This is a genomic window from Allosphingosinicella deserti (assembly GCF_003012735.1).
In the GTDB taxonomy this organism is placed as follows: Bacteria; Pseudomonadota; Alphaproteobacteria; order Sphingomonadales; family Sphingomonadaceae; genus Allosphingosinicella; species Allosphingosinicella deserti.
Genome location: NZ_PXYI01000009.1, coordinates 67,562 through 83,474, shown reverse-complemented (window position 1 = coordinate 83,474; position 15,913 = coordinate 67,562). Strand labels below are relative to the sequence as shown.

Below are 15,913 nucleotides of genomic sequence, written 5' to 3'. Positions count from 1 at the left end.
GATAGGCTGGGGAGTGTGAGGGAGCAAGCACCCCGCGCGCCCCGGAGCCGATCACCCCATCATCAGCCCGTCGATTGCGCCCTGGAGGATGTAGGCGGCAGCCATCTTGTCGACGAGCTCGGCCCGGCGGGCTCGGCTGGTGTCGGCGTCGAGCAGGGCGCGCGTGACCGCCTGGGTCGACCAGCGCTCGTCCCACAGCAGGATCGGGAGCCCCAGCGGCTGCGTGTTGCGGGCAAAGGCGCGGGTCGATTGGGTACGCGGACTGTCTGTGCCATCGAGATTGAGCGGCAGCCCGATAACGAGGCCTCGAACGCTCTGTCGGACGGCGAACTGACGGAGCTTTTCAAGATCGACCTGGAATTTCGTCCGCCGGATCAATTCGGCCGCTGTCGCGATCGACCAACCGGCGTCGCACAGCGCAACTCCGATCGTCTTGGTGCCGACGTCGAGGCCCATCAGCCGGCCGCCCTCGGGCAGTTGGTCGCGGAACTCGGCGATCTTGCTGGTGATCATCGGCGCTTATACGCTGCAAGGCGGGCGGCAGCGTCGGCGCGGATGTTCATCCAGAACAGGGCGTAATCATAAACATGATAATTGTTGCCCGGGAGGACATAGGGGCCGAGATCCGGTGCGTCCTCGCCGATCAGCAGGAAGCCCCGCACGTCGCACCGCGCCGCAACCGCGGGTTTGGTGAGCTTGCCTTCGGTCAGTTCCTTGTTGGGCACGAGCATGCCGGAATTGGTCTCGGCCGCCGCTTCGCCGCTCCTCATTCCGGTAAGCGGGTTGACGCACAGCATCGGCGAGCCGGCGCGGGGGATACCACTTGGTCCTGCCGACGCATCGTAGACGTCCGTGACCAGCTTGGGATCGGCGGGTTCGGCGAAGCTCTGCCAGCTGAGGATGCAGCGCGCCTGTTCCCGGGTTTCGCAGGCGGGCAGGCCGAGCGCGGGGAGATCCGCGGTGGCCGAAATCGGCCAGCCGACTACATAGGCCGCGACGATCCGCCTGGCGAGCGGAGTCCCGGCAACCCGTTCACGCAGGAGCCGGGTGAGGTGGAGGCTGCCCTGGCTGTGGCCGGCAAGGATGATCGGCCGATTCTTGGGCGCTTTGTCGAGGAAGGTATCGAACGCCGCGAGAACGTCGCGGTAGGCGAAGTCGAGGGCCTTCTGCGCTTCGGCCTGAGTGGTGAGGAACGCGCCGAACGTCGCCTGGCGGTATTTGGGCGCCCAGATCGCGGCGATGTCGTTGAACGCGCTGGCCTGGCTGCGCACGAAGAGGTTCGCCCGCCATTGCGAGTCCGCATGGTCGAGCGGCGCGTTCCACGCGGATTTCTCCAGATACGAGGTCGGATGAATGAAGAAGACCAGCGCATCGGTCTTGGCGCTGTGGCCGACGCCCGGGGGCGTCCATAGTGATGGATTGTCCTTGAGATCGGGGCGCGCCAGCCACATTTCGGGCTTTTCGTAGGTGCTGGTCGCAGGCGGAGGGCCGCCTTCGAACGCGGCGTTCGGCACCAGCGTCATGCGCAGGAATTCGTTGCCGTAGAGCCGGAACGCGATCGCTCCGATCAGAACCAGCACGACAAGACCCGCAACCACCCACAGGAAACGCCGCGCCAGCATCAATTCCTCCGAAACTGCATCAAGGCTGCACAAGCGGATGGCAGGGATGGATGCAAGGAATAAGACAGGCCGGCAGGGACGGCCGCCACCGGGGTGGGCCCGGCGGTGGGCAGCAACCGAGGAGAGTGGAGTTGGGCGAGGAAGCCGGCATCGATCACGGACCATGGCCGGCGCGCGCAGCAGTGCTGGCAGTGCTCGGAGCGGCGACGGGGATACTCATCCACCAGCTTACCGAGGGCGGCGCGTTCGAAAGTGAAGGCAGGTTGGATGTGTCGGTCGCCGCGTTTCTCGGCGTGTCCGGCATCCTGCTGTCGCTCGGTCTCGAGCGCCTTCGCTGGCGGTGGGCGGCGATGTTCGCGATCGCCGGAGGCCTCGCCGCTGGATTCGTAACTTGGGCGAATGGCGCGCCGGGCGAATGGACCGCCGGCGAGGGCTGGCGCTTCGTTTCGTCGATCGCTGCCGTCGTCCTCGCCTTGCCGCTGTTCCAGGCTGCGCGCGATCGTGCGCGGCTCGATTTCTCCCCGTCCGGAATCCTCGCCCATATCTGGACCGATCTGATCCTCGGGGTGGCCGCTTGCGCGTTCGTGCTGGTCGCAATCCTGCTGACGGTCTTGCTCGCTGCCCTGTTTGCGCTGATCGGGCTCGATGCCCTGCAAACGCTGATCGAGAAAGGCTGGCTCCTAGCCGCGATCGCATGCGCTGCCTTCGGCGGAGCGATCGGACTGCTCCGGGATCGGGAGGGCGTCGTCGAGACGCTGCAGCGCGTAATACGGGCAATCCTGTCGGTGCTCGCACCGGTTCTTGCGGCCGGACTCGTTCTCTTCGTAATGTCCCTGCCGTTCACAGGCCTCGAACCACTTTGGGAGAGTACCAAGGCGACGACACCGATCCTGCTCGTCTCGATCCTCGGGGCAATCGTCCTGGTCAACGCGGTGGTGGGAAACAATAGAGAGGAAGTGTCGCACCAGCGTGCCGTCCGCGCTTCGGCGATCGCACTTGCTCTCGTCGGGGTGCCTCTCGGCGGCGTTGCCGCAGTGTCGACGGCGAAGCGGATCGGCCAATATGGGCTTACGCCGGATCGTCTCTGGGCGGCCGTCTTCGTCGGTGCCGTGCTTGCATTCGCAATCGGCTACCTCGTGGCGATCGCGTGGGGACGACGATCCTGGCCCGAGGCGCTGCGGCGAATCAACGTCCTGATCGCTGCGGGTCTATCGGTCACCACGCTCTTCCTCGCGCTGCCGATCGTGAGCTTCGGCGCCATCTCCGCCCGCGATCAGGTGGCGCGGCTGGAGCAGGGCCGTATTGCTCCGGAGAAATTCGATTGGGCAGCCTTGCGGTTCGATTTCGGCCCTGCCGGACGGCAGGCGCTGCAGACCCTCTCCCGAAGTCCCTCGGCGATCATCCGAAGTCGTGCTGCCGAGGCGCTCGCCGCGCAAAATAGATGGGCCTTGCTCCCCAACGTCGCCGAGGCGTCGATACCCGCACCACGCCCGATGGTGGTGACGCCCGCGGGCGCGAACGTGCCGCCCGCGCTTTCGGCGACGATCAACAAGGAGGGTTTATGCGCCGCGCGATCATGCCGGCTTCTTATCGACTCGCCTTCCCAGGCGGTGCTCCTCAGCGTGGCATGCCGGGAATGCGCGCCCGATGTGGCCCTGTTCGACCGCGGATCCGATGGTTCGTGGAGGCTCGTCTCCGCCGGCGCAGGCCCGGCTCAGCCCGCGGTTGTCGGTTTGCCGACGGGCAAGATCGAGGTGCGGACGGTCACCGCCCGCAGGATCTATGTCGACGGGAAGCCGATCGGGCACGCGATCGAGTGAATGGCGGCCGGGCCGGGTGCGCGCCGTCCTTGATGCACCGCAACGTGGATGCTAGCGCGCCTTCATGTCCGTCGATACCGCAACCGTCCGCCATATCGCGCGTCTTGCCCGCATTGCCGTCAGCGATGCCGAGGTCGAGGCGCTCGCGCCCGAACTGAACAATATTCTCGGCTGGGTCGAGCAATTGCAGGAGGTCGACGTTTCCGGCGTCGAGCCGATGACCGCGGTCATCCCCAACCACCTGCGGCTCCGCGAAGACCAGGTGACCGATGGCGGCATCCGCGATGCCGTCCTCGCCAACGCGCCGGTGGCCGAACACGGCTTCTTCGCCGTCCCCAAGGTGATCGAATAATGACCGACCTCACTCAGCTCGGCGTCGCCCAGATTCGCGACGGCGTCCGCGACGGCGACTTCAAAGCGCGCGACGTCGCCGAAGCCTTTATCGCCCAGGTCGAGAAGGGGCGGGCGCTCAACGCCTTCGTCATCGAGACCCCCGAGCATGCCCTCGCCGCAGCCGATGCCGCCGATGCCGCGCGTGCGTCCGGCGACCTCAAGCCGCTTTCGGGCGTTCCGCTCGGCATCAAGGATCTGTTCGCCACCAAGGGCTATCAGACGACGGCCGGCAGCAACATGCTCAAGGGCTTCGAGCCGGTCTACGAATCGACGGTCAGCGGCAATCTGTTCGCCGCCGGGGCGGGGATGCTCGGCAAGCTCAACATGGACGAGTTTGCGATGGGGTCGTCCAACGAGACCAGCGTCTTCGGCAACGTCCTGTCGCCCTGGCGCCGCAACGATGGCGGCAATGCCGGAATCACTCCAGGGGGTTCTTCGGGCGGCTCCGCTTCGGCGGTCGCGGCGCGGCTCGCCCCTGGCGTAACCGGCACCGACACCGGCGGCTCGATCCGACAGCCGGCCGCGTTCACGGGCATTTCCGGTATTAAGCCGACCTACGGCCGCTGTTCGCGCTTCGGCATGGTCGCCTTCGCCTCCAGCCTCGATCAGGCGGGCCCCATGGCCCACGACGTTCGCGATTGCGCGGTCATGCTCGAAGCGATGGCCGGCTTCGACCGCAAGGATTCGACCTCCCTCGATCTGCCGGTGCCGAACTGGGAAGCGAACCTTTCGAGCGACATCCGCGGCAAGAGGATCGGCATCCCCAAGGAATATCGCATCGACGGCGTGCCCGCGGAGATCGACGCAGTCTGGGAGCAGGGCATCGCCTGGCTGCGCGATGCCGGCGCCGAGATCGTGGACGTCTCGCTGCCGCACACCAGATACGCGCTTCCGACCTATTACATCATCGCGCCGGCCGAGGCCTCGTCGAATCTCGCCCGTTATGACGGCGTCCGCTACGGCCAGCGGGTTGCGCCCGAGAACGGCAATCTCACGGAAATGTACGAGGCGACCCGCGCGGCCGGCTTCGGGGCCGAGGTCAAGCGGCGGATCATGATCGGCACCTACGTGCTCTCTGCAGGCTTCTACGACGCCTATTTCAATCAGGCGCAGAAGGTGCGGGCACTGATCGCACGCGATTTCCACCAGGCGTTCGAGAGCGTCGACCTGCTGCTGACGCCGACTGCCCCGTCCGCAGCCTTCGGGCTCGGCGAGAAGACGGCCGATCCGATCGCCATGTATCTGAACGACGTCTTTGCCGTGCCCGCCAGCCTCGCCGGCTTGCCAGCGATGGCAGTGCCCGCGGGGCTCGACGGCCAGGGCCTTCCGCTCGGGCTGCAGCTGATCGGCCGTCCGCTCGATGAACAGGGCGTTCTCAACGCGGCGCTCGCCTTCGAGGAGCGCGCCGGGTTCAAAGCGCGTCCGGAGGCATGGTGGTGAGCATTCCTTCGCCCGAAGCAGAGTCCATTTGCGCTGAGCCGGTCGAAGCGCTTTTCTTCCTTGCAGCCGAAGGGAACGGAAGGGCTTCGACAAGCTCGGCCCCAACGGCTCACGTTCTTGGAACGCACGCATGAGCACCTATCGCATCCACGGCGCCACGGGTGAGTGGGAGGTCGTGATTGGCCTCGAGGTCCACGCCCAGATTACCTCCAGCGCCAAGCTCTTCTCCGGTGCGGCGACCGAGTTCGGCGCCGAGCCCAACAGCCAGGTCAGCCTGGTCGATGCGGCGATGCCGGGGATGCTGCCGGTGCCCAATCAGGAATGTATCCGCCAGGCGGTACGCACCGGAATGGCACTGGAAGCCAAGATCAACCCGTGGTCTCGCTTCGACCGCAAGAACTATTTCTACGCCGATCTGCCGCAGGGCTACCAGATCAGCCAGCTCTACCATCCGATCGTCGGCGAAGGCGAGATCGAGATCCTCCTCGATGAGAAGGATGAGGGCTCGGCCAAGACCGTCGGCATCGAGCGCATCCATATCGAGCAGGATGCCGGCAAGCTGATGCACGATCAGCATCCGAGCTTCTCCTATGTCGATCTCAATCGCTCCGGCGTGGCGCTGATGGAGATCGTCTCCAAGCCCGACATGCGCAGCCCCGAGGAAGCGGGTGCCTATGTCCGCAAGCTGCGGTCGATCCTGCGCTATGTTGGCAGCTGCGACGGCAATATGGAACAGGGCAGCATGCGCGCCGACGTCAATGTCAGCGTTCGCAAGCCCGGCGCGCCGTTCGGCACCCGCACCGAGACCAAGAACGTCAACTCGGTCCGCTTCATCATGGCGGCGATCGAATATGAGGCGAACCGCCAGGTCGACGTGCTGGAGAGCGGCGGAACGATCGTCCAGGAAACGCGCCTGTTCGATCCGGACAAGGTCGAGACCCGCAGCCTGCGCTCCAAGGAAGAAGCGCATGACTATCGCTACTTCCCCGATCCTGATCTGCTCCCGGTCGAGCTCACCGACGATTTTCTGGCAGAGTGCCGCGAATCGTTGCCCGAACTACCGGACGCCAAGCGCCGCCGCTACGAGGCGGTGCTCGGCCTGACGCCGTACAATGCCGCCGTACTTACGGCCGAGGTCGACACCGCCCGCTGGTTCGAGGACCTGCTGGCGCAGCTTGGCGAGGAACATGCCGTACGCGCGGCCAATTGGCTGATGTCCGATCTGTTCGGCGCGCTCAACCGGCTTGGGCGCAGCCTTGTCGACAGCCCGGTGACGCCGAAGCAGGCCGCCGAGTTGCTGGCGCTTGTCGCCGACGGCACCCTGTCCGGAACGCTGTCGAAGCAGGTGTTCGAAATCATGCTCGAAACCGGCCAGGATCCCGGGGCGATCGTCGAAGAGCGGGGCCTCAAGCAGACCTCGGACACCGGTGCGATCGAGAAGGTCATCGCCGAGGTGATGGCTGCCAATGCCGACAAGGTAGCCGAGTATCGCGGCGGCAAGGACAAGCTGTTCGGCTTCTTCGTCGGCCAGACGATGAAGGCGATGGCGGGCAAGGGCAATCCGACCGTGGTCAACGAGTTGCTCAAGAAGGCCCTCGGCTAAACCTGCATGGCGCGGCTTCATCGCCGCGCCATGCACGCGGGGCTGAACCCGGAAGTGTGTCCGTACGGACACAATCGACACACTATCGCGCCATCTGCGCAATCGCTTTGCAACAGCCGACATTCATTGGTCGTTCAACTCGTCGATGAGATAGAACGTTTCATCGCAGCTGTAACGAGTAACGCTGCCAAGGAGCCAAGTGATGTTGAGAGCCATTTCAGGTACGAGAGCCTTCCCGCACGATCCTTCGGCGCGTGGCTATCAGCTTGTCTATCGGCCCGGCGAAGCCAATCAGTGCCCCGGATGTGGCAGGAGCCATTGGCTGGTCGGACGGATCTCGGCCGAGTGTGGCTTCTGCGCGACGGCGCTCGCGCTTGCGGATACCGGAATGACGGGCGTCGGTGTGCTCTACCGCCCCCCTGCCAAGCCGCAGCGTCATTCCGACGCAGAGTTCGACGTTGCGGCCTAAGATGACGTTCCTGGCTGTGGCTGTGCCGCAACGCGGCTAAGCTATTGAAAATTTCACGGTAACCAGTCTCCACGATGACCGATTTCCTCGCTACGAAGGAAGAGCGGGTAGGGAGTTGGTGCGTGCATTTCAGTGATCAGGGTTCCAGGATCGTGCAGGACGGTGGCGATGCCGCGAACGACGATCATCAGGGCGGCACGCGTGCCGTCTATCGTCCCGGTGACGTCAGAAGCTGCCCGGAATGCGGCGGAGCCCACTGGCTGGTCGGGCGACTGCTTGCCGAGTGCAACGATTGCGGCACTGCCGTACCGCTCGGCGAGGTGAAGCTGCACGGCGCCGGCGCCGACCGCGGCCGTCGCGGATGGAAGCATGGCCGCGCCGCCTGAGGCGCGCTTCGAAACCTTGCATCCTTGCTGACTTCCCGCTGTTAGCGGTGAAACACCGGTAACGAGGAGCCGTGATGGATTTCGCCCGCCGCGCTTGGGATCACAGCTTTCCGATGGATCCGATCGTCCGGACCCTGCTGGACACGGACTTTTACAAGTTCCTGATGGGCCAGATGATCTGGGAGAAGCATTTCAACGACGAAGCCACCTTTGCGCTGGCGAATCGCACGAAATCGGTGCGCCTCGGCGACATGATCGATCTCGACGAGCTGCGGGAGCAACTTGATCACGTTCGTTCGCTCCGCTTCCTGGCCAACGAGCTGATCTGGCTGCGCGGACAGACTTTCTACGGGCAGGAAGGCATGTTCAGCCCGTCCTACATCGATTTTCTCCGGCGGCTGCGCCTTCCGGATTACGAGCTCCGCGTGGACGCGGAGAGCGGGCAGATCGTCTTCGAAACGCACGGCCGCTGGGCCGAGGTCACCTTCTGGGAGATCTACGTGCTCTCCGTGGTCAACGAGTTGCGCAACCGCGCTGTGATGAAGACGATGGGGCGCAGCCAGCTCGACATCCTCTACGCGCGCGCCAAGGTAAAGCTTTACGCCAAGCTTGAAAGGCTGGCGAAGGTCGAAGATCTCAACTTGACCGACTTCGGGACCCGCCGCCGCCACGGCTTCCTGTGGCAGGAGCATTGCATCCTCACGGCGCGGGAGGTGCTCGGCGAGGCGTTCACCGGCACGTCCAACGCCTTCCTGGCGCTGAAACATGGCCTCGAGGCGCGCGGCACCAACGCCCACGAACTGCCGATGGCGCTTGCCGCCTTGTGTCCGCCGCAGGATGACGAATGCCTCGCCAATGCACAGTACAAGGTGCTGCAGCAATGGCAGAACAGTTATCGCGGCGGGCTCCTGGTCTTTCTCCCGGACACGTTCGGGACGACGCAGTTTCTCGCCAACGCCCCGCAATGGGTATCGAACTGGACCGGCGCCCGGCCGGATTCGAAGCTACCGGTCGATGCGGGCGAGGAATTGATCGCCTTCTGGGAGCGGATGGCAGTCGATCCCAGGGAGAAATTGATCATCTTCTCGGACGGCATGGACGTCGAGATTCCCGGCTTCGCGCCGAACGGCAGCGACATCATCGCGGTGCACGAGCATTTCAAAGGACGGGTGCGGCTCGGCTTCGGTTGGGGGACGATGCTGACCAACGATTTCCTCGGCTGCCACCCGGCCGATCCGGACGCGCTGAAGCCGATCTCGCTCGTCTGCAAGTTGAAGGCGGCGAATGGTCACCCGGCGGTGAAGCTCAGCGACAATTACAGCAAGGCAACGGGTCCCGCCGAAGAGGTGGAGCGCTATCGCCGGGTTTTCGGGGTCCATGGAGCGTCCGAAGTCCCGACGCTCGTTTGATCCTCTTCCCTGAAGGGGAGAATGGGCGAACCTCCGATCTCTCCAATTCCCCGACAACTCTGCCCGTCTCCCGGCCTCTCCCCTGAAGGGGAGGGGAGCGATTGCGACACGTTGCGACACTTTTCCGGATTCTTCGACAAAGCTCCGCGACGCGCGAGGCCCAAATGTCTCTCAACGCCGGATGACGGCGCACCAAGGAGACAGAGCATGAAGACCGTCAAGAAGATCATCCTCGCCGGCGTCGCCGCTTCCGTCGTCGCCGTTCCCGTCGCCGCCGAAGCCGCACCGGGTGGCCGCTACGACAATGATCGCGGCCGGGTCGAGCGGGTCGAGACCACCCGCGTCGTTCAGCGCAACAACGGCCGCCAGGTGGTCAATGTGAAGCAGGTGCGCCGCGACGACCGCGCCAGCTATCGCAGCTTCCGCCGCGGCGAGCGGTTCGACAGCCGCTATGCCCGCAACTACCGGGTGATCAACAATCCCCGCGCCTACCGCCTCTCCGACGCCCCGCGCGGCTATCGCTGGGTCCAGTCGGGCAATGATGCGGTGCTTGTTGCGATCACCAGCGGGATCATCGGCACGGTGCTCGGCAGCCGCTTCTAAGCCGGCGCCGAAGGCCCCGGGGCGGGAACGTCCCGGGGCCTTCGCCTTTTCGGCAGGACCACCTTAAGGGGAAACCATGGCAAACGAGCCCCACATCCTGCTCGTCGACGACGAGCGCGACATCCGCGATCCCCTAGCGGCCTATCTCGGCCTCAACGGCTACCGTGTCACCAAGGCGGAAAACGCGCCCGCCGCCCGCCAGGTGCTGGCGGCACACGCAATCGACCTCATCCTGCTCGACGTCATGATGCCCGGCGAGGACGGCCTATCGCTGACCGGCTTCGTACGCGCGACGATCGGTACGCCGGTGATCCTGCTCACCGCCAAGGCGGAGGAGACCGACCGGATCGTTGGGCTGGAGCTCGGTGCCGACGACTATGTCACCAAACCGTTCAGCCCGCGCGAACTCGCTGCGCGCATCAAGGCCGTGCTTCGTCGCGCGGAGGGGAGGGGCAAGGCGGTTCACGCGCCGGATGCGACCGGCTACGGCTTCGGACCGTGGATTCTCAAGACTGGAGAGCGCGAGCTCGTCGATCAGGACAATGTCGCGGTGCCGCTGTCCACCGGCGAGTTTAACCTGCTTCTCGCGTTCGTGACCCACCCCAAGCGCGTGCTCACCCGGGATCAGTTGCTGGATCTCAGCCAAGGCCGCGAACTCGCCGCATTCGAGCGCAGCATCGATAATCATATCAGTCGTTTACGCCGCAAAGTTGAGGTTGACCCTTCCGATCCGAAGCTGATCAAGACGGTCTGGGGCGGTGGCTATACGCTGGCCGCCGACGTGCGCCGGCTATGAGACGCTTCTTTCCCAGGAGCCTGCTCGGGCAGATGGCTTTGCTGATCGGTGCCGCTTTGCTCGTCGCGCAGTTGGTCAACTTCGCACTCATTCTAAACGAGCGTCAGAAGTTGAGTCTTGCGCAAAATCAGGGACCTGCGATCACACGTTACGCTGCAGTAGCAAGTGATTTGCGGCAGGCTCCGGCCGACTTCCGCTTTGCAGTGCTGGAGGATTCATCCCGTCGAGGAGCCCGGTTTGCGATCGGCGCCGAAAGTGCCGTCACCTCGCCGGCCGACCGGGATGCAGCGATCGAGAGACGCCTCGCGCAGACGCTGGCTGAAAACGGAGTGCCCGCTGCCGAAGTACGGGCCCAGATCCGCAGCCGCAATCGCGGGGAGGATCGCGCGCGGCAGGCGCAAGGCGGGCAGGCTGCGCCGGTGCTGCTTCTGTCAGCGCGCTATGGCGATCAGTGGCTGAACGGCCGACTGTTGACGCCTCGGCCGGATCCCTGGCTTACCCATCGCCTCGGCGCAGCGACGCTCGCGCTTTACCTCATCGTGCTGGGGGCGACCCTTTTCGTCGCGATGCGGCTCGCGCGTCCCTTGCGCGACCTTGCCCGTGCGGCCGAAGGATTTGCCGGTCGCGGCTCGCCCGAGGCGGTGGAGTCGCGCGGCCCGGCCGACCTGCGCCGCGCGATCGAAGCGTTCAATGCCATGAACCAGCGAGTCGTTGCCCTGCTCGACGAAAAGGATCGGATGCTCGGCGCGATCGGGCATGATCTGCGCACGCCGCTCGCGTCGTTGCGCATCCGCGCCGAGGGCATGGAGCCGGAAGCGGACCGCGCCCGTATGGCGGCCACGATCCAGGAGATGAACTCGACCCTCGAGGACATCCTGGTGCTCGCACGGTCGGGCCGTGATCGCGAAGCCCCCCGTGCGATGGACGTCGCCGCACTCGCCGACGCCCTCGTCGAAGAATTCCGCGAACTCGGCAAGGACGTGGAGATGGAGGAGGGGGCGCGTCAGGTGCTCACCATCCGACCAAACCTTCTTCGCCGGGCGGTTCGCAACCTGATCGACAATGCCGTCAAATATGGTGGCGCGGCGCGGGTTTCGGTGGGACCGGCGGGGAACAGGATACGGATCGAGGTTCGAGATTCCGGGCCCGGCATCCCGGAGGAGCAACTGGCTGGAGTGATCGAGCCGTTCGCGCGGATGGAGCAATCGCGCAGTCGCGACACCGGCGGCAGCGGTCTCGGCCTTGCCATCGCCAAAGCGGCCGCGGAAACCCATGGCGGGACGTTGATCCTGCGCAACGCACCCGAGGGTGGGCTCATCGCCTGTCTCGAGTTCCCCTCCTAAGCGAGGATCGCTTCGGCTTTCGCGAACAGCGCAGGATCGACCTTGGCACCCGACGCTGCGGCATTCTCGGCAAGCTGGTCCGGGCGCGACGCGCCGACGATCGCGGAGGCGACGTTCGGCTCGCGCAGCACCCAGGCGAGGGCGAACTGGGCGAGGCTCAGCCCCGCCTCCGCGGCGATCGGCCTCAGCCTCTGCACGCGGTCCAGCACGGCGTGGGTGAGGAAGCGATCGATCCAGCCGCCCATCTCCTCGCTGGTCGCGCGGCTTCCCGGCGGCGGCGGCGCGCCAGGCGCATATTTGCCGGTGAGCACGCCCTGGGCGAGCGGCGACCACACGATCTGCGAGATGCCGTTCGCACGGGAAAGGGGAATGACCGCCTCCTCCGGTGCTCGCCACAGCATCGAATATTGCGGCTGGCTGGAGACGAACTTCTCGACGTCCGCCATCTGGGTCGCAGCTTCGATCTTGTCGGCCGGCCATTCAGAGAAGCCGAGATATCGAACCTTGCCAGAACGGACGGCGCGGGTCAGTGCCTTCATCGTCTCTTCGAGCGGTGTCTCGTCGTCGTAGCGATGGCATTGATAGAGATCGACCACGTCGACGCGAAGCCGACGCAAGGAGGCGTCGAGCTGTTTCTCCACCTGTTCAGCGGAAAGGCCGCGGTCACGGTCGCTCATCGGGAAATAGAGTTTGGTGGCGAGCACATAGCTGTCGCGGGCGCGGCCGCTCAAGGCCTCTCCCAGGAACTCCTCGGCGGCGCCGCGTCCATAGACGTTCGCCGTGTCGATGAAGTTGATTCCGAGATCGAAGGCGGCATCCACTACGGCCCGGGCCTTGTCTGCCTCGACGCCCACGCCGAAGGTTAGCCACGATCCGAGCGAGATTTCCGAGACTTTGAGATCGCTGGATCCAAGCTGCCGATATTGCATGATCTTCCTCCGCTGCGCTGCAAAAGCGCCATCATCGGCTTCGTTCCCGTCAAGCCATTGCGCTTGCCCCTATTGCCCGGCCTGTTATAGAGCCCCGCGACCGGCGGCCTCAGCGGGCGTGGCGGAACTGGTAGACGCGCTGGATTTAGGTTCCAGTATCGCAAGATGTGGGGGTTCGAGTCCCTTCGCCCGCACCAGCCGCCGTGGCCCGCTCTTGGCGTGGCCGCCTTATCCCGAGACGAGAAGAAGAGCGGAAATGCAGACTGTCGAGACGTTGAACGAGGGCCTGAAGCGCGCCTACCGGATCACCATTCCGAGCTCCGAGATCGACGCCCGCGTCGACGGCGAGCTGAAGAAGGTCGCGCCCCAGATTCGCATGCCTGGTTTCCGTCCCGGCAAGGTTCCCGCCAACCTCGTCCGCAAGATGCACGGCCCGGCGCTCCAGCAGGAAGCGCTGAACACCGCGGTGCAGGAAGGCGTCCAGCAGCTGCTCACCGAGCAGAAGCTGCGTCCGGCGATGCAGCCGGCGGTCGAACTCGAAGAAGGCGGCCCGGGGCAGGACGCGGTCATTCGCGTCGAGCTCGAGACGCTGCCGGATGTTCCGGAGCCGCAGATCGAGGGCCTCACGCTCGAGCGTCTCACCGTCGAGCCGACCGAAGCCGAAGTGGACGAGGCGGTCGAGCGCATGGCGCAGGGCCAGAAGAGCTACGATCCCGCGCCGGAAGGCCATGAAGCGGCGATCGGCGACCTCGTCGTCATCGATTATGTCGGCAAGGTCGCCGGCAAGGCGTTCGAGGGCGGCACGGGCGACGCTATGCGGGTCGAGCTCGGCTCGGGTCGCCTGATCCCGGGCTTCGAGGACCAGCTGATCGGCGTCAAGGCCGGCGACGAGCGCACGCTCAACGTCACGTTCCCGGATGATTATCCGGCCGAGAACCTGAAGGGCAAGGACGCGACCTTCGACGTCAAGGTCACCGAGGTCCAGCAGCCGCGCGAGGGCGGCGTCGACGACGAATTCGCCAAGTCGATGGGTCTTGAGAGCCTCGAGCAGCTTCGTGGTCTGCTCAAGGGGCAGATCGAGCAGGAGCTGAACGGCCTCACCCGCACTCACATGAAGCGCAAGCTGCTCGACCGCCTCGCGGAAGCGCACAGCTTCGAGGTGCCGCCGTCGATGGTCGAGGCCGAGTTCAACCAGATCTGGCAGCAGCTGGAGCACGAGGCGAGCCACGAGGCCGATCCCGAAGCCGCGATGGCTGAGATCGAAGCCGAGCGTGAGGATTATCGCGCAATTGCGGAGCGCCGCGTGCGCCTCGGCCTGCTGCTCTCCGAGATCGGGACGCGCAACAATGTCCAGGTCAATCAGAACGAGATGAACCAGCTGATCATGCAGGCGGCGCAGCAATATCGCCCCGATGATCGCCAGCGTTTCGTCGAATATGTCCGAAATGAGCCGATGGCCGCCGCTCAGCTGCGCGCCCCGCTGTTCGAGGACAAGGTCGTCGACTTCCTGTTCTCCAAGGCGGAAGTGACCGATCGCGCCGTCACCCGCGAGGAGCTGCAGGCCGAGATCGAGTCGACCGAGACCGGCACCGGCGGACACGTTCACGGGCCCGACTGCAACCATGATCACGATCATGATCATGCGCACGCCCATGGCGACGAGAAGCCGAAGAAGAAGAAGGCTGCCAAGAAGGCGAAGGCCGCCGACGCGGCGCCAGTGGAGGACGCTCCGGTTGCCGAGGCGGCCCCGGAGACCCCGGCAGCAGACGAGAAGCCGGCCAAGAAGCCGCGCGCGAAGAAAGCCGCTGCTGGCGAGGACGCTGCTCCGGCCGCGGATGCGGCTCCTTCCGATGACGCTGCTCCCGCCGAGGGCGAGGCGAAGCCCGCCAAGAAGGCCCGCGCCAAGAAGGCGTAAGCTGGAGACTCTCCTCCGCTGCGGCGGAGGAGGGCGTCCCGTCGGTCGCGCCCGGCCGACAGGCGCCTAGGCGTTAAGCGAAAATCAGGCGCGTCCGTGCTTTATTCCGTGCCGTCTCATGAAAGGCGTCGCGCATGTTGGTTGTCGACCCAAGTCCGTCTGGCCTAAGCAGAGTCGAGGCTGGCGACGATACTGGCCGCGCGGGGATGCTCTTGCCTGTTTCGACGTTGCGCATCGCGGTGCTGCTTCCCTGCTACAATGAGGAAGCGGCAATCGCTCAGACGGTCGCCGGCTTTCGCCTCGCGCTGCCGGATGCCGCAATCTACGTGTACGACAATAACAGCCAGGATCGGACCTGCGAGGTCGCGAGAGCGGCGGGTGCAATTGTCCGCACCGAGCGCATGCAGGGCAAGGGTCATGTGGTCCGCCGCATGTTCGCCGACATCGAAGCCGATATTTATGTGATGGCGGATGGCGATGCGACCTATGATGCTTCGGCAGCGCCAGAACTGGTCCGCCGCCTCCTCGACGAGCAACTCGACATGGTCGTCGGCGCGCGCCGTTCGGCCATCGAGGAAGCCTATCGGCGCGGCCACCGGCTCGGCAATCGGCTGTTCACCGGGCTTCTCGCCAGCCTGTTCGGCCGAACCTTCACCGACATCTTCTCCGGCTACCGAGTCTTCTCTCGCCGTTTCGTCAAGTCCTTCCCCGCGCTGTCTCGCGGCTTCGAGACGGAGACGGAAATCAGCGTCCACGCGCTCGAGCTTGCCATGCCGGTCGGCGAGATCGTCACCGATTACGGCGCCCGCCCGGAAGGCTCCCAGTCCAAGCTCTCCACCTATCGTGACGGTTGGCGGATCATGAAGACGATCCTCCATCTGTTCCGGATCGAGCGGCCGGTGCTGTTCTATGGCGGATTCGGCCTGTTCCTCGCCCTCGTCGGCCTCGTCCTCGGCCTTCCGCTGGCGATCACCTACGCTCAGACGGGGCTGGTGCCGCGGTTCCCGACGGCGATCCTGATCACCGGCTTGATGATCGTCGCGGCGCTGAGCTTCGCCGTCGGCCTGATCCTCGACACCGTAGTCCGCGGACGGCGCGAGAACCGGCGCCTCTTCTACCTGAGCTTCCCGGCGCCCGGCGCCGAGCGCTGAGCTGCGGAGCGGAACTCCGGATCGCCTCCGATCC

The 15,913-nt window shown here is 65.3% G+C and carries 15 protein-coding genes and 1 tRNA gene; 13 read left to right on the top strand and 3 right to left on the bottom strand.

The features are described from left to right. Positions 1–51: 51 nt before the first annotated feature. Entirely contained in the window at positions 52–513 is a 462-nt protein-coding gene (gene ruvX / locus C7I55_RS22420; RefSeq protein WP_106515268.1) for a Holliday junction resolvase RuvX, read from the bottom strand. Next, on the bottom strand, positions 510–1,619 hold the full coding sequence (locus C7I55_RS22415) for a DUF3089 domain-containing protein (protein ID WP_106515423.1): 1,110 nt from the start codon (positions 1,617–1,619) through the stop codon (positions 510–512). The genes ruvX and C7I55_RS22415 overlap by 4 nt, the downstream gene beginning before the upstream one ends. Before the next feature lie 134 nt (positions 1,620–1,753). Here C7I55_RS22415 and C7I55_RS22410 point away from each other — a divergent pair, with 134 nt between their 5' ends. The 10 genes from C7I55_RS22410 to C7I55_RS22365 all read left to right on the top strand — a co-directional run bounded on the left by C7I55_RS22410 (position 1,754) and on the right by C7I55_RS22365 (position 11,884). After that, the gene (locus tag C7I55_RS22410) at positions 1,754–3,442 is read left to right on the top strand and encodes a DUF4153 domain-containing protein (RefSeq protein WP_158266540.1); all 1,689 of its coding nucleotides are present in this window, start codon (positions 1,754–1,756) and stop codon (positions 3,440–3,442) included. A 64-nt stretch (positions 3,443–3,506) separates the two neighbouring features. Next, positions 3,507–3,794: an Asp-tRNA(Asn)/Glu-tRNA(Gln) amidotransferase subunit GatC gene (gene gatC / locus C7I55_RS22405; RefSeq protein ID WP_106515266.1), complete on the top strand. Its 288-nt coding sequence runs from the start codon at positions 3,507–3,509 to the stop codon at positions 3,792–3,794. Then, complete coding sequence (gene gatA, locus C7I55_RS22400; protein ID WP_106515265.1) at positions 3,794–5,275, top strand: Asp-tRNA(Asn)/Glu-tRNA(Gln) amidotransferase subunit GatA; 1,482 nt, start codon at positions 3,794–3,796, stop codon at positions 5,273–5,275. Before gatC ends, gatA begins: the two co-directional genes overlap by 1 nt. Positions 5,276–5,405: 130 nt before the next feature. Next, a complete protein-coding gene (gene gatB, locus C7I55_RS22395; RefSeq protein WP_106515264.1) occupies positions 5,406–6,878 on the top strand; it encodes an Asp-tRNA(Asn)/Glu-tRNA(Gln) amidotransferase subunit GatB in 1,473 nt (490 codons plus the stop codon). 202 nt (positions 6,879–7,080) lie between these two features. Then, complete coding sequence (locus C7I55_RS22390; protein WP_106515263.1) at positions 7,081–7,347, top strand: hypothetical protein; 267 nt, start codon at positions 7,081–7,083, stop codon at positions 7,345–7,347. 122 nt (positions 7,348–7,469) lie between these two features. After that, positions 7,470–7,733, top strand: coding sequence for a hypothetical protein (locus C7I55_RS22385; RefSeq protein WP_106515262.1), 264 nt, complete (start codon positions 7,470–7,472; stop codon positions 7,731–7,733). A 74-nt stretch (positions 7,734–7,807) separates the two neighbouring features. Beyond that, the gene (locus C7I55_RS22380) at positions 7,808–9,142 is read left to right on the top strand and encodes a nicotinate phosphoribosyltransferase (RefSeq protein WP_106515261.1); all 1,335 of its coding nucleotides are present in this window, start codon (positions 7,808–7,810) and stop codon (positions 9,140–9,142) included. 207 nt (positions 9,143–9,349) lie between these two features. Further along, positions 9,350–9,745: an RcnB family protein gene (locus C7I55_RS22375; protein ID WP_106515260.1), complete on the top strand. Its 396-nt coding sequence runs from the start codon at positions 9,350–9,352 to the stop codon at positions 9,743–9,745. A gap of 76 nt (positions 9,746–9,821) precedes the next feature. Next, a complete protein-coding gene (locus C7I55_RS22370) occupies positions 9,822–10,541 on the top strand; it encodes a response regulator (RefSeq protein ID WP_106515259.1) in 720 nt (239 codons plus the stop codon). Continuing rightward, the gene (locus C7I55_RS22365) at positions 10,538–11,884 is read left to right on the top strand and encodes an ATP-binding protein (RefSeq protein ID WP_106515258.1); all 1,347 of its coding nucleotides are present in this window, start codon (positions 10,538–10,540) and stop codon (positions 11,882–11,884) included. Before C7I55_RS22370 ends, C7I55_RS22365 begins: the two co-directional genes overlap by 4 nt. On the opposite strand, the gene C7I55_RS22360 is transcribed toward C7I55_RS22365, so the two are convergent. Beyond that, entirely contained in the window at positions 11,881–12,813 is a 933-nt protein-coding gene (locus tag C7I55_RS22360; RefSeq protein WP_106515257.1) for an aldo/keto reductase family protein, read from the bottom strand. The genes C7I55_RS22365 and C7I55_RS22360 overlap by 4 nt on opposite strands. Positions 12,814–12,925: 112 nt before the next feature. Between C7I55_RS22360 and C7I55_RS22355 the strand changes: the two genes are divergently transcribed. The 3 genes from C7I55_RS22355 to C7I55_RS22345 all read left to right on the top strand — a co-directional run bounded on the left by C7I55_RS22355 (position 12,926) and on the right by C7I55_RS22345 (position 15,879). Further along, a tRNA-Leu gene (locus C7I55_RS22355) sits at positions 12,926–13,010 on the top strand. Between the two features lie 59 nt (positions 13,011–13,069). After that, on the top strand, positions 13,070–14,728 hold the full coding sequence (gene tig / locus C7I55_RS22350; protein WP_106515256.1) for a trigger factor: 1,659 nt from the start codon (positions 13,070–13,072) through the stop codon (positions 14,726–14,728). A 206-nt stretch (positions 14,729–14,934) separates the two neighbouring features. Beyond that, a complete protein-coding gene (locus C7I55_RS22345) occupies positions 14,935–15,879 on the top strand; it encodes a glycosyltransferase family 2 protein (RefSeq protein ID WP_106515255.1) in 945 nt (314 codons plus the stop codon). Positions 15,880–15,913: the final 34 nt, after the last annotated feature.